Below are 13,315 nucleotides of genomic sequence, written 5' to 3'. Positions count from 1 at the left end.
TTCCTTATCGCTCCTGTTCGTGCCGCTTGGTGCGGGTCTGCGTCTGCTCCGGCGGATACGGTCATCGAGCTGTTTCCGTAATGCCTCGCCTATACCCGGAAATTTCATTCTATAGCATAGAACAGGCATCCGTCTCAGCTTCTTCAGCTGGCAACGGATGCCTGTTCTCTTTATCATGATTCAGTTCGTTTGCCATTTCCCACGCCAGCCGAAAGCCGCAGACGAAACTATCTATGGAGCGTTCCTCTATCATCAGATTCTGGGCATCGATGATCCGCAGAATCAATCTCCGCTCCGGCTTGTCCAACCGCTCAATAAGCTGCCGGTGGCAGGTTTCCACTTCCCGTTCGGATTCCACCATAGGCAGAGGGGTATAAAATTTGTCGTACAGCAATCTCAGAGTCTCGTTCATGTGCCTCGCCTCCTTGTAGCAAAACACAATAGCACAGAAATACCATCATATCCAGCGTTAATGATCAAAATACCCCCTCTCGTATACTTTCTTGAAATACACTCCGAAGCAGATCCGTTACTCCCTGTGCCGCTTGAATGGTGGCAATCATCAGCAAATCACCATCTACCTCGGCCCAGTTGATATCATATCCAGCATTGCGAATCAGTTGTGCCAGGAAGGTTCTTTGCGTGCGGCCATTGCCCTCCCGGAAAGGATTCAGCATATTTGTGACACAGTAAAAATCCACGATTTCATCCACAAAGTCATGATGGGAGAGTCCTTTAAAACAGTCTCGCTCTTTCAGTCGCTGGAAAATCAGCTGCGCTTGGGTTTCAATTCTCTCTGCCCGGCAGAAACAAGTTGCCTTTTTACTAATATTCACTGCACGGACTTGTCCTGCCCAATCATACAACTCAGAAAAGAGAAAATGGTGAATCGCCTTGTAATGGGTAAAATCAAAAACGCCTTCCAGCGGGCAATACTCCAGCTTGGAGGCATTAATGTAGGTGATAAGGGCCTCCGCCTCATTCAGCGTAGCCTCATCCCGAATATTCAGCTTATTGACCAGCACCGTGGTGCCAGGATAACAGTCCTGGGAAACAGGCTCTAAACTGTATGCCATACTGAATCATCCTTCTGTCGGGACTTCAGAAAACGCTTCAGGCATTCCTCCATTGTGGCCTCGCCCCGCAGCACACGCTTACACTGTTCCCGCATTTCAGGGGTAACAGTATATCCCTCCATGCGGACGGATGCCTCCGCATTTTCCATGGATACAGTATAATCCTTTTCTTCGTTTTTGTACACAAAATGCTCCTTATCCCTCGATAAGGAGCATTTTGGAGCTGGAAACGTGACTTGAACACGCGACCTGCTGATTACGAATCAGCTGCTCTACCGACTGAGCTATTCCAGCATACCTCTATGAGATCCCGGCTCCTCACCGTACTCTGTTTGTTCCTCGGCCAAAAATCGGCCCTTCCTAATTTACCACCCTTAGCCACAACCAGCGACCTTCTCATTACGAGTGAGATGCTCTGCCATTGAGCCACACTAGCCCGTCTGCAGCACCAGGACTGCAAACTGCTCTTGTTATGATACTATATCCGCTCCGGGTTGTCAAGCGAGTTTCGCACCCCCCGCACCCCTTTTCCTTCCCTTTACAATGGCTATACCAACAGTATACCTCCCCTTTTCCAGGCTCCCTACCCCGACGCATCACCTTCTTCCTCATATTTCCTCTGTCTGTCAAAAATCCTGATTTACTGCCATTTATCCTTGATCCTTTTACTTTTCAAGCAAGCTGTTTTTATGTCAATAGTTTACATAAAATATATCCGCAAGCTGTATTTACACCTAGTTATTTACATTTTGCACCGGGTTATCCGCCGGTCATCCCCCGGTTTATAACGGTGATTTCCGCACTTTTGCACCGTTTTATCCACACTCGTCCCCAGGTTCTCCCCACAGCTCCACCGGCACATATCATTTACATAATATCTGATTTTGTCGAAGAATTCCCAGTAAACGCATATGGGCATTTTCCCAGTTCTTATCCCTTTGCCGTGTCCAACAGGCATTTCTGCCGCCAGGCGCCGCTCTGCCAGCGGATAAGGAAGAGCACCGCCCGAATACACTCGTCTGCCGCCATGGCGGCCCACAGGCCGGCCAGGCCCCAGCCCAGCACCACGCCCAGGAAGAAGCTGCCGCCCACGCCGATCAGCCAGGCGTCAATGACACAGATGATGGTGGGAAATCGGATGTCGCCGCAGGCCTGTAGGGCCCGGCACATGACCATATTCACCGCCCGGCCCAGCTCCAGTGGGATCTCAATGAGCATAATGGTACCGGCCAGGGCCAGAATCTGAGGGTCCTGAGTGAAGATGCTGTACACCGGTCGGGCGGCCACGCACAGGAGGACTGAAAGGCCGCCGGAGACCAGCACCGCCCCCCTCAGGGTGGACATGACCTGACGGTGGGTGGCCTCCATCTCCCGGGCACCCATAAGCCGGGCCACTACCACCTGGCAGGCCTGGGAGAGGGCGGAGCCGAACATATAGGTGACGTTGGCAAAGATCATGGCGTAGACCCGGGTATTGACCACATAGGCGGCAAACTGGTTGCAGACGGCCTGGATGCAGATCTGAGAGCCGTTGTAGGAGAGAGACTCGCTGCCGGTAGGCAGGCCGATGCCCAAGAGCTGTCCCATCTCCGCCCTGGGGAAGGGGTGCAGGTGGCGCCGGGAGAGGAGGCCGGGGAACCGCCGCCGGAACATGCAGGCGATGACCACCACCCCCACAAGGCGGCTCAGGCCGCTGGAGAGGGCGGCTCCGGCCACCCCCAGCGGAGGCAGGGGACCCAGGCCGTTGATGAGGATATAGTTGCCGCCGATGTTCAGGCAGTTCATGAAGATGGAGACCATCATGGTCTCCCGCATCATCTGGGCGCTGCGGAAAAAGGCGGTGAAGGTGAGGTAGATCGACTGGAAAACCATGCCGGCGCCGATGATGCGCATGTAGAGGCAGGTTTCGGCAAAGATCAGCTCATGGACCCCCATGAGCCGGAAGATGGGACCGCAGCCCAGGATAAGCAGCAGGCTCACCGCCAGGCCGAAGATCAGGTTCATCACCAGGGCCGCGGTACAGGTCCGGCCCACCCGTTTGGTGTCTCCGGCCCCCAGGTACTGGGACACCAGAATCATGGCGGCGGTGCACACCACCGAGAACACCAGCAGCAGCAGGTTGGTGATCTGGTTGGCGTTGCCGATGGCGCCCACCCCGTTGGGGTCCCGCCAGCCCACCATGATCTGGTCGGCGTTGCCCACCAGCATCTGGAGCAGCAGCTCCACAAAGATGGGCCAGGACAGGCTCAATACGTCTTGTTTGTTCCGTTTCATCGGTTTTCCTCTCTTCCGGACGCAGAACGGGAGCCCGGAGATCCCCCTTTGGCAGGGCGGGATCTTCGGGCTCCCATCTCAACGCGTCTTTGCGCCGCTGGGGCAGTTTTTTCAGGCTCAGATATTGCCGAACTCCTCGTAGAAGCGGTCGTGGATGACCTGGACGGCGGTGTCGGCATCGCACTTGTCCACCAGGACGGATACCTTGATCTCACTGGTGGAGATCATGTGGATGTTGATGCCGGCGTTGTAGAGGGCCTCAAACATGAGGGAGGCCACACCGGGGTTGTTGATCATACCGGCGCCCACGATGGAGACCTTGGCGATCTCGTCGGTGACGTCGATGTGGTCGAAGCCCAGCACGCTTTGCAGGTCGGTCATGATCTGCTTGGCCTTTTCCATATCGTCCAGGTCCACAGTGAAGCTGATGTCCTTGGTGTTATTGCGGCCGATGGACTGGAGGATGATGTCCACATTGATCTTGTATTTCGCCAGAGCGGAGAACATCCGGAAGGCGGTGCCCGGCTTGTCGGGCAGGCCGACGAGGGCCAGACGGGCAATATTTTTATCCTTGGCAATGCCGCTGACATAGGGCTTTTCCATGGTTTTCGCAACCTCCTTGACTTTTGTCCCGGGCTGGCCGGAGAAGCTGGAGAGGACCTCCAGATTCACGTTATACCGCTTCGCCATCTCCACAGAGCGGTTGTGCAGGACCTGGGCGCCCAAGGTGGCCAGCTCCAGCATCTCGTCATAGGTGATCTCATCCAGCTTCCGGGCGCCCTTCACATAGCGGGGATCGGCGGTATAGACGCCGTCCACATCGGTGTAGATCTGGCACAGGTCGGCGTGGAGGGCGGCGGCCAGGGCCACTGCCGAGGTATCCGAACCGCCCCGGCCCAGGGTGGTGATGTCGCCGTACTTGTTGATGCCCTGGAAGCCGGTGATGATAACGATCTTCTTCTTGTCCAGCTCAGCCAGGATGCGCTCGGAGCGGATGCTCTTGATCCGGGCGGCGCTGTAAACGGAGTTGGTCTTGAAGCCCGCCTGCCAGCCGGTGAGGGAGACCACCGGGTAGCCCATGCCCTCAATGGCCATGGCGCACAGGGCGCAGGAGATCTGCTCGCCGGTGGAGAGGAGCATGTCCATCTCCCGTTTGGATGCCTTGGGATTGATCTCACCGGCCTTGGCGATGAGATCGTCGGTGGTGTCGCCCTGAGCGGAGAGGACCACCACCAGGCTATGGCCCCGGCGGTAGGTCTCTGTGATGATGCGGGCCACGTTGCGGATGCGGTCGGCATCCGCAACGGAGGACCCGCCGAATTTCTGTACAATGAGTGCCATGGTATATGTACCCCCTAAGCGTTTATGGGAAAGGGGAGCCTGCCAGGCTCCAAACCAGTCTATGCCCTCACTCCAGGACCCGGAACACCGACTGAGGCACCAGCGCTCCCAAAGCGCCGTCCAACTGTGCGCGGGTCATGGGACTGGTGAGGAAGGCCACCTCATCGGCAGGCGCACCGGGGCGGGAGAGCAGGCTGGCGCCGGGCACCGCCCGGGCGTCCTCCGCCGTACCCAGCGCCCGCACATACCAGCGGAAGGCCATCTTCTCAGGCCCGACCGCCACATCGTCACCGCCGGGCCCCCACTCGATCCGCTTGCGGGACCGGATGTGCCGGGCGGCGTCCATGACGTCGGCCACCACGGCGGAGGCGGTGGGCAGCTTACCGGCGCCCCGTCCGTAGAACATCACGTCGCCGATGGCGTCGCCCTTGACCATGATGGCGTTGAACACGTCCTCCACACCGGCCAGAGGTGCCTCGCCGTCCACCAGATGGGGCGCCACATAGGCGCAGATCCTGCCGTCGTCCTGCTTGACCGCCCGGCCCAGCAGCTTGATCTTCCGGTTGCAGGACTCGGCGTAAGCCACATCAGCCAGAGTCACGCCGGAAATGCCCTCGGTAGGCACCTGCCGGGGATAGACGTGGCGGCCGAAGGCGATGGCGGCCAGGATGCAGATCTTCCGGCAGGCGTCGTGCCCCTCCACATCGGCGGTGGGGTCCTTCTCGGCGTAACCGTTGGCCTGGGCCTCCTTCAGCGCCGCCTCAAAGGTGAGGCCGGAGCGGATCATCCGGGTGAGGATATAGTTGGTGGTGCCGTTGAGGATGCCGCAGACCTCAGTGAGCTCGTTGGCCGCCAGGCACTGGGACAGGGGGCGCAGGATGGGGATACCGCCGCCCACGCTGGCCTCGAAGAGGTAGCTGACGCCCTTCTCCGCCGCCAGCTGCAAAAGCTCATGGCCGTGCTCGGCCACCAGTTCCTTATTGGAGGACACTACGCTCTTCCCAGCCGTCAGGGCACGGCGGGTAAAGTCCAGGGCCACCGTGGCCCCGCCGATGGTCTCCACCACGATGTCCACGGTGGGATCGTTTTCAATAATGGAAAAGTCGTGGACCACCTTATCCCCGAAGGGGCTGTCCGGGAAGTCCCGCACATCCAGAATGTACTTGAGCCGGACCGGCGTCTCCACCTTCTGGTCGATGTGATCGGCGTTTTTGGCCAGCACCTCGGCCACACCGGAGCCAACGGTGCCAAACCCCAGGATCGCTACATTCACCATGTGATCTACTCTCCTCTGATTCAATTCCGGCGTTCGCGCCGGGCGGCGTCAGCCCGCCAGGATCTCACACTTCAGGACGCCCTTGAGTTCCGTGGTCCGGGTCAAAAGCTCCTCTACCGGGATCTGGAGCCCGGAGGTCTCCGCCCCAATGGTCACCAGTGCACAGCCGCTTGTAGGAATGCCCTGGTTGATGGTGAGAATATTCGCCCCTGATACGGCAAAACTATTGAGCACCGACGACAAAACGCCGGGCTCGTCCCGGAGCCGGACCTGGACAGTCACGATCCGGCCGTGGAGCATGTCGTTGAAGGGCCGGACCGCATCCTTATATTTATAAAAGGCGCTTCGGCTGATCCCGGTGATCCCGGTGGCCTGGTGAACGGTCTCGGCCTCACCGGTCTCCAGCAGCCGCTTGGTCTCCGCCACCTTACGGAAAATTTCCGGCAGGGCGGCGGCCTCCACGATGAAATATTTGGGCGGATTCGCCATGGCAATCTACTCCCCTATCCCCTCTGTGGCGCAGAGGTCTTCGTGTCTTTGTCACGCAGGCATTTGTCCGCATGTGGGATTTATTCTAGCACAGTAAACTGAGATGCGCAAGGGCGTTTCCTCATATACTTCCCACGATTTTTTCCTGTCAATGTCAGTCAAAAATCGTCGTTGTTACCATACCCGCCTCTGCTGCCTGTCTACCGGAGACGGCCACCCGCCATGAAAGGAGGTCGCAATGGTCCCAAAGCCTCTTTATCGGTTCCTGCAAATAGGCGGTGCGTTCCTCCTCTGCGGCCTGCTTCTCTGGGTTTTTTCCAGACTGATACTGACCTGGTTTTCGCCTTTTCTGGCCGGTTTTCTTCTGGCTGCCATGTTGGAACCCCTCGTCCTTTTTCTTACCCGCCGCCTGCACCTGCCCCGCTGGGTGGCATCGGGGTTATCCACACTCCTTCTGGCCCTGTTCCTCAGCGGCGGACTTTTTCTACTCCTGTGGCGGTTGTGGGGTGAGGCGGAAGATCTGCTCCGAGACCTGCCCGGTCTCCTCGCTCCGCTTTCCGCCGCCGGCACCCTGTCGGAGTATTGGAGCCTCCGCATTCTGACTGCGGCGCCGCCAGAGCTGCGCCCCCTGCTCCAAAACGGCCTGGCCGCCCTCTCCGAACAGGCCGCCGCCCTACCCGCCCAACTCTCCGCTGCTGCGGCGGACCAGGCCGCCGCCGTTTTTGCCGCCCTCCCGCGGTGGGGACTTGGCCTCTTCACCACGGTGCTGGCCACCTACTTCTCCTCTGCCGGACGCCCCGCCCTGCTGGCCTTTCTCTGGCGGCAGGTGCCGGAGGGACGCCGTGAGGACGTCCGCACCGGTCTTCTCCACCTCCGGAATGCCGCCCTGGGCTGGCTCCGCGCCCAGGGTCTGCTCACCCTGCTCACCTTCTTCCTCCTCCTGGCCGGACTCTTTGCGCTGGGGGTGGAGTCCCCCCTCCTTCCCGCCGCCGTCACCGCCCTCACCGACGCCCTGCCCGTACTGGGCGCCGGGCTGGTACTGGTCCCCTGGTCCGTGCTCACCGCCCTGTCCGGTGATCTGCCCATGGGGCTGGGCCTCCTGGGCCTATGGGGTCTGGTGATGACCGCCCGCAGTCTGCTGGAACCCAAGCTGGTGGGACTCCACGCCGGTCTACCTCCCCTGGCCGCCCTGCTTGCCATGTTTGTGGGCTTCCAGGCCCTGGGCGTGGTCGGAATGGTACTCACGCCCCTGGCCCTGATGCTCACCAAGGCCCTTCATGACGCCGGACTCCTGCACCTCTGGCGGGATTGACCCTGATTTATATTTCGTCCACTTATCTGTCATTTTTTGCCGCTTTCTCTTGCACATCCGCTCTTGTTCGGCTATATTATAGATGGTTTTATTTACACATCGCCAGAGAGGATGTCGAAGTTTTGAATATCATCATTGTGGGCGACGGCAAGGTTGGCTACACCCTTGCGGAACTGCTCTCACAGGAAGACCATAATATTACCATCGTCGATAACAACAGTGAGGCTCTGCGGAAGGCCGACGACGCGCTGGACGTCATGTGCGTCAAGGGCAACGGCGCTTCCATCAGCGTACTGAAGGAGGCAGGCGCTGAGCATGCCGACGTGCTCATCGCCGCCACCAGCCTGGATGAGGTCAATATGGTCTGCTGTCTCAACGCCAAGCACCTGGGCACCAGCTTCACCGTGGCCCGGGTCCGCAACGTGGAGTATACCGTGGACGTCAACGCCTTCAAGCGTGACATGGGCATCGACCTGCTCATCAACCCGGAGCGGGCCACCGCCGTGGAGATCGCCCGGCTGCTTCGGTTCCCCTCCGCCGCCAACATCGAGACCTTCTACCGTGGCCGGGTGGAACTGATGAGCTTCCGTGCACGGGAGGGCGACTTCTTCCTGGGACAGCCTCTCTCCAATCTGTCTGACCGGGTCAAGGGCCTGCCTATCCTGTTCTGCGCCGCCGACCGCAACGGTCAGGTCATCATCCCCGACGGCTCCTTCGTGCCTCAGGCGGAAGACCGGATCTACCTCATCGGCGCCCCTGTAGGCGTCCACGAGTTCTTCAAACTCATCGGCCGTTACGCCTCTCACATCCGCAACGTCTTTGTGGTGGGCGGCGGCCGCATCAGCTACTATCTGGCCTCCATCCTGGAGCGCATGAACATGCGGGTGAAGATCGTGGAGCTCAAAGAGGCCCGCTGCCGCCAGCTCTCCGAATTCCTTCCCCACAGCCTCATCATCATGGGCGACGGCACCGACCAGGAGCTGCTGGAGTCGGAGAACCTGGGCGAATCCGATGCCTTCGTGGCCCTCACCGACCGTGACGAGGACAATCTCATCATTTCCCTCTACGCCATGCAGCGTGAGGTCCCCAAGGTGGTGGCCAAGTGCAACCGCCAGAACTACACCGGCATTGTCCGCCATCTGGGGTTGGAGAGCGTCATCTCCCCCAAGCTCTTCACCGCCAACCAGATCCTTCAGATCGTCCGTGGCCGGCAGAACTCCAAGGGCAGCGTCATGAACACTCTCTACAAGATCGGTGACAGCGGCGCCGAGGCCATGGAGTTCGTGGTCAACCAGACCACCCGCCATCTGGGCACCCCCCTCAAGGACCTCCACCTCAAAAAGGGTATCCTGGTGGCCGTCATCATCCACCAGGGCCGCACCATCATCCCCGAAGGCTCCTCCACCATCGAGATGGGGGACACCGTTATCATCATCTCCAGCGGACACGGTATTCTGGACATCAACGACATCTTTGATGACTCCCTGCTGGAGCGCCGGGGCGACAACTCCGAGGAAGACCTGCTGGACCGGGGGCTGGAGCTATGAATTTCAGACTCGTCTTTCGTCTGGCAGGCAAAACCCTGCTGGTGGAGGCAGCCAGCATGCTTCTGCCCCTGTGTGTGGCCCTCCTTTACCGGGAGGACCCCACCCCGTTCTTCTTCGGCATCGGCATCACTGCCGGCGTGGGCTTTCTCCTCTCCCTCCTGCGCTCCGACACCCGGTTCCACGCCCGGGAGGGCTTCTTCTCCGCCGGCCTGATCTGGGTGCTGGTGGGTCTCTGCGGCGCCATTCCCTTTTACGCCTGCGGCTATTTTGATTCCTTTGTTGACTGCTTCTTCGAGTGTATCTCCGGCTTTACCACCACTGGCTCCTCCATCCTCCGCGCGGTGGAGGGCCTGCCCAAGGGCATCCTCTTCTGGCGCTCCTTTACCCACTGGCTGGGCGGTATGGGAATCCTGGTTCTGACCATTGCCCTCCTCCCCTCCCTGGGCGCCCGTACCCTCCATGTTATGAAGGCGGAGTCCCCCGGGCCCATCATCAGCAAGCTGGTCCCACGCTCCTCCCAGACCTCCAAGATCCTCTACACCATCTACTTTGGGCTCACCGTCATCATGGTCCTCTGTCTCCTGCTGGCGGGAATGCCCCTCTATGACGCTCTGGTCAACTCCTTTGCCACCGCCGGTACCGGCGGCTTTTCCGTCCTGAACATCTCCATCGGCGGTTACCACAACGCCGTTTTTGAGGTCATCATCGGCATCTTCATGCTCCTCTTTTCGGTCAACTTTGCCCTCTATTTCCTCATTCTCTGCGGAAAGGTCAAGCAGGCTCTCCAGAGCGATGAGCTGCGCTTTTTCCTCATTGTGGTGGCACTCTCTGTGATCCTCATCTCCTTTAATATCAACAGCCTCTACCCCAGCTACCTCACGTCCCTCCGCCATGCCTTCTTCCAGGTGTCCACCATCATCTCCACCACCGGCTTCTCCAGTGTGGACTTCGATCTGTGGCCGGAGTTCTCCCGGATGCTCCTGGTCCTTCTGATGCTGTGCGGCGCCTGCGCCGGCTCCACCGGCGGCGGCATGAAATGCTCCCGTATCCTCCTGCTCCTCAAGTGCGTGCGCCGGGAGATCCGCCAGATCCTCCACCCCCGTTCGGTGAGCGTGGTCAAGCTGGACGGCCGTGTGGTGGACGAGAAGGTGCTCCACACTGTCATGGTCTTCCTGGGCACCTATATGCTCATCGCCTTCTCTGCCATGCTGGTGGTGGCTTTGGACAACTTCTCCTTTGGCACCACCTTCACCGCCGTGGTGGCCTGCACCGGCAACATCGGCCCCGGTCTGGAGCAGGTGGGCCCTATGGGCAATTTTGCTGACTTCTCCCCTATCTCCAAGATCGTCCTCTCCATGTGTATGATCATCGGACGCCTTGAGGTCTTCCCCATTCTGGTCCTCTTCAGCAAGAGCGCCTGGCAGCGGGTCTGACCTCCCATTTAGACGGAAAGATTGCCATTTCTTGCATATCGTTTTTTTGACCAAAGACAGGGCCGCCGAGCGTGTGCGGCCCTGTCTTTTCCTTTTCTTCCCTTTTGCTTTTTGTGCAAAGCATAAAATTTTTTTCTTGACAACACTGCGGCTTTTCCGCACTTCCGCCGCTCGTAAGTCCATTTTCTTTTCATTTGAGGGGGCACAATTTTCGTTTACTGTTTCCTTTTTCCATGTGATGGCAACAATGCACGGAAAGGCACAGAAAGGACATTTCATTTTCGTAGGAACTGTAAAAACTTCGTCAAGATGCTGAAATGGCCGGGTGGAAATCTTGAAAATCCTCTTCAATCTGCTAAAATTATAGACAAGGAGCGCACGCGTCCCGGCGTGCGCATGCAAAAGGAGTGAGGAATTTTGAATTGGGAAAATTACTTCTGGGTTGGCATTGTGGGCGCCGTCCTGGCCATCCTCTTTGCCTATGTCCAGAGCCGGAAGGTCATGACCTTCTCGGAAGGCAACGACACCATGAAGAAGATCGCCGCCTCTATTCGTCAGGGCGCCAACGCCTACCTCAAGCGGCAGTACACCACTGTGGCCAAGGTCTTCGTGGTGGTCTTCGTGGTCCTGCTCATCATCGCCTTTGGCTCCAACGGCGAGATGCTCTCCAAGTTCACCCCCTTCGCCTTCGTCACCGGCGGTATCTGGTCCATGCTGGCCGGCTTCGTGGGCATGAAGATCGCCACCAACTCCAACGCCCGTACCGCTCAGGCCGCCTCTGAGAGCCTGAACAAGGGCCTGCGCGTGGCCTTCTCCTCTGGCTCCGTCATGGGCTTCACCGTGGTGGGTCTGGGCATGCTGGACATCTCCATCTGGTATTTCCTGCTCCACTACGCCTTCGGCATCACCGATGCCTCCGCTCTGGCCAACATTATGGTCATGAACGGCATGGGCGCCTCCTTCATGGCCCTCTTCGCCCGTGTGGGCGGCGGTATCTACACCAAGGCCGCCGACGTGGGCGCCGACCTGGTGGGCAAGGTCGAGGCCGGTATCCCCGAGGATGACCCCCGCAACCCCGCTACCATCGCCGACAACGTGGGCGACAACGTGGGCGACGTGGCCGGCATGGGCGCCGACCTCTACGAGTCCTACGTGGGTTCCATCCTGGCCACCTTTGCCCTGTCCGCCGTGGCGGGCTACGGCTTCGCCGGCATGCTCCTGCCCATGCTTCTGGCTGTGGAGGGCATCATCTGCTCCATCATCGGCTCCTTCCTGGTCCGCACCAAGGAGGACGCCGACCAGAAGTCCCTGCTGAAGAGCCTGCGTACCGGCACCTACACCGCCGCCGTCCTGGCCGCCATCATCGCCGCTCCCCTGACCTACATCGTCCTGGGCAACTGGGGCGTCTATGTGGCCATCCTGGCCGGTCTGATCGGCGGCTGCGCCATCGGCTACTTCACCGAGTACTACACCTCTGACACCTACAAGCCCACCCAGAAGCTGGCCGCCTCCTCTGAGACCGGCTCCGCCACCGTCATCATCGGCGGTATCTCCCTGGGCCTGAAGTCCACCGTGTCCTCCATCCTCATCGTGGCCGCCGCCGTTCTCATCAGCTACTTCGCTGCCGGCGGCTCCCTCACCGTGGTGGACAGCGCCGGCCTCTTCACCGACGGCTTCAACCGCGGCCTCTACGGCATCGGCATCGCCGGCGTGGGCATGCTCTCCACCCTGGGCATCACCCTGGCCACCGACGCCTACGGCCCCGTGGCCGACAACGCCGGCGGCATCGCCGAGATGAGCGGCCTCCCCGAGGAGGTGCGTGACCGCACCGACGCCCTGGACTCCCTGGGCAACACCACCGCCGCCACCGGCAAGGGCTTCGCCATCGGCTCCGCCTCCCTCACCGCTCTGGCCCTCCTGGTCTCCTACGTGGACATCGTCCAGACCAAGACCACCGAGGTCCTCAACTTCACCCTCACCAGCCCCACCGTGCTGGTCGGTATGTTCATCGGCGCCATGCTCACCTTCGTCTTCTCCGCCTTCACCATGAGCGCTGTGCAGACCGCCGCTCAGTCCATCGTGGTGGAGGTCCGCCGTCAGTTCCGGGAGATCGCCGGCATCATGGACGGCAAGGCTGACCCCGACTACGCCTCCTGCGTGGCTCTGTGCACCAAGGGCGCCCTCCACGAGATGGTTGCCCCCGCCCTGCTGGCCATCGTGGTGCCCATCCTCACTGGCCTCATCCTTGGCCCCACCGGCGTGGTGGGTCTGCTGGGCGGCGTCTCCGTCACCGGCTTCGCCATGGCCGTGTTCATGTCCAACGCCGGCGGCGCCTGGGACAACGCCAAGAAGTACATCGAGTCCGGCCACCACGGCGGCAAGGGCTCCGACTGCCACAAGGCCGCCGTTGTGGGCGACACCGTGGGCGACCCCTTCAAGGATACCTCCGGTCCCTCCCTCAACATCCTCATCAAGCTGTGCTCCACCGTTTCCATCGTGTTCTCCGGCCTCATCGTGGCCTTCAACCTGATGAACATCCTGTGAGCCAAATGAAGTGGCCGCCCGTA

General features: G+C 59.8%; 11 protein-coding genes and 1 tRNA gene. 4 read left to right on the top strand and 8 right to left on the bottom strand.

Going from position 1 to position 13,315, the window contains the following annotated elements:
• Positions 1–109: 109 nt before the first annotated feature.
• From Q0K15_RS08880 to Q0K15_RS08845, 8 genes are all read right to left on the bottom strand, one after another.
• Entirely contained in the window at positions 110–412 is a 303-nt protein-coding gene (locus Q0K15_RS08880; protein WP_294515413.1) for a DUF6809 family protein, read from the bottom strand.
• 64 nt (positions 413–476) lie between these two features.
• Complete coding sequence (locus tag Q0K15_RS08875) at positions 477–1,076, bottom strand: Fic family protein (protein WP_294515411.1); 600 nt, start codon at positions 1,074–1,076, stop codon at positions 477–479.
• On the bottom strand, positions 1,061–1,225 hold the full coding sequence (locus Q0K15_RS08870) for an antitoxin VbhA family protein (RefSeq protein ID WP_294515415.1): 165 nt from the start codon (positions 1,223–1,225) through the stop codon (positions 1,061–1,063). Before Q0K15_RS08870 ends, Q0K15_RS08875 begins: the two co-directional genes overlap by 16 nt.
• A 69-nt stretch (positions 1,226–1,294) precedes the next feature.
• Positions 1,295–1,370, bottom strand: a tRNA-Thr gene (locus tag Q0K15_RS08865).
• 636 nt (positions 1,371–2,006) lie between these two features.
• The gene (locus tag Q0K15_RS08860; protein WP_294515409.1) at positions 2,007–3,350 is read right to left on the bottom strand and encodes an MATE family efflux transporter; all 1,344 of its coding nucleotides are present in this window, start codon (positions 3,348–3,350) and stop codon (positions 2,007–2,009) included.
• Positions 3,351–3,467: 117 nt separating this feature from the next.
• Entirely contained in the window at positions 3,468–4,691 is a 1,224-nt protein-coding gene (locus Q0K15_RS08855; protein WP_294515406.1) for an aspartate kinase, read from the bottom strand.
• 67 nt (positions 4,692–4,758) lie between these two features.
• Complete coding sequence (locus Q0K15_RS08850) at positions 4,759–5,967, bottom strand: homoserine dehydrogenase (RefSeq protein ID WP_294515404.1); 1,209 nt, start codon at positions 5,965–5,967, stop codon at positions 4,759–4,761.
• 48 nt (positions 5,968–6,015) lie between these two features.
• Positions 6,016–6,456, bottom strand: a complete 441-nt coding sequence (locus Q0K15_RS08845) for an ACT domain-containing protein (RefSeq protein WP_130850711.1) — start codon at positions 6,454–6,456, stop codon at positions 6,016–6,018.
• Positions 6,457–6,694: 238 nt separating this feature from the next.
• On the opposite strand from Q0K15_RS08845, the gene ytvI reads away from it, so the two are divergent.
• The 4 genes from ytvI to Q0K15_RS08825 all read left to right on the top strand — a co-directional run bounded on the left by ytvI (position 6,695) and on the right by Q0K15_RS08825 (position 13,292).
• Positions 6,695–7,768: a sporulation integral membrane protein YtvI gene (gene ytvI, locus Q0K15_RS08840; protein ID WP_294515400.1), complete on the top strand. Its 1,074-nt coding sequence runs from the start codon at positions 6,695–6,697 to the stop codon at positions 7,766–7,768.
• Positions 7,769–7,890: 122 nt separating this feature from the next.
• A complete protein-coding gene (trkA, locus tag Q0K15_RS08835) occupies positions 7,891–9,315 on the top strand; it encodes a Trk system potassium transporter TrkA (RefSeq protein ID WP_294515398.1) in 1,425 nt (474 codons plus the stop codon).
• Positions 9,312–10,748, top strand: a complete 1,437-nt coding sequence (locus Q0K15_RS08830) for a TrkH family potassium uptake protein (protein WP_294515396.1) — start codon at positions 9,312–9,314, stop codon at positions 10,746–10,748. The genes trkA and Q0K15_RS08830 overlap by 4 nt, the downstream gene beginning before the upstream one ends.
• 417 nt (positions 10,749–11,165) lie before the next feature.
• The gene (locus tag Q0K15_RS08825; protein ID WP_294515394.1) at positions 11,166–13,292 is read left to right on the top strand and encodes a sodium-translocating pyrophosphatase; all 2,127 of its coding nucleotides are present in this window, start codon (positions 11,166–11,168) and stop codon (positions 13,290–13,292) included.
• Positions 13,293–13,315 lie beyond the last annotated feature (23 nt).

Source organism: uncultured Intestinimonas sp. (assembly GCF_944387245.1).
Classification (GTDB): domain Bacteria; phylum Bacillota; class Clostridia; order Oscillospirales; family Oscillospiraceae; genus Intestinimonas.
This window is presented reverse-complemented; position numbering and strand designations above follow the sequence as displayed.

Excerpts from the sequence above, each read along its gene's own strand:
- Q0K15_RS08880 (WP_294515413.1), bottom strand. The coding sequence starts at position 412 with ATGAACGAGACTCTGAGATTGCTGTACGACAAATTTTATACCCCTCTG.
- Q0K15_RS08875 (WP_294515411.1), bottom strand. The coding sequence starts at position 1,076 with ATGGCATACAGTTTAGAGCCTGTTTCCCAGGACTGTTATCCTGGCACC.
- Q0K15_RS08870 (WP_294515415.1), bottom strand. The coding sequence starts at position 1,225 with ATGGAAAATGCGGAGGCATCCGTCCGCATGGAGGGATATACTGTTACC.
- Q0K15_RS08860 (WP_294515409.1), bottom strand. The coding sequence starts at position 3,350 with ATGAAACGGAACAAACAAGACGTATTGAGCCTGTCCTGGCCCATCTTT.
- Q0K15_RS08855 (WP_294515406.1), bottom strand. The coding sequence starts at position 4,691 with ATGGCACTCATTGTACAGAAATTCGGCGGGTCCTCCGTTGCGGATGCC.
- Q0K15_RS08850 (WP_294515404.1), bottom strand. The coding sequence starts at position 5,967 with ATGGTGAATGTAGCGATCCTGGGGTTTGGCACCGTTGGCTCCGGTGTG.
- Q0K15_RS08845 (WP_130850711.1), bottom strand. The coding sequence starts at position 6,456 with ATGGCGAATCCGCCCAAATATTTCATCGTGGAGGCCGCCGCCCTGCCG.
- ytvI (WP_294515400.1), top strand. The coding sequence starts at position 6,695 with ATGGTCCCAAAGCCTCTTTATCGGTTCCTGCAAATAGGCGGTGCGTTC.
- Q0K15_RS08830 (WP_294515396.1), top strand. The coding sequence starts at position 9,312 with ATGAATTTCAGACTCGTCTTTCGTCTGGCAGGCAAAACCCTGCTGGTG.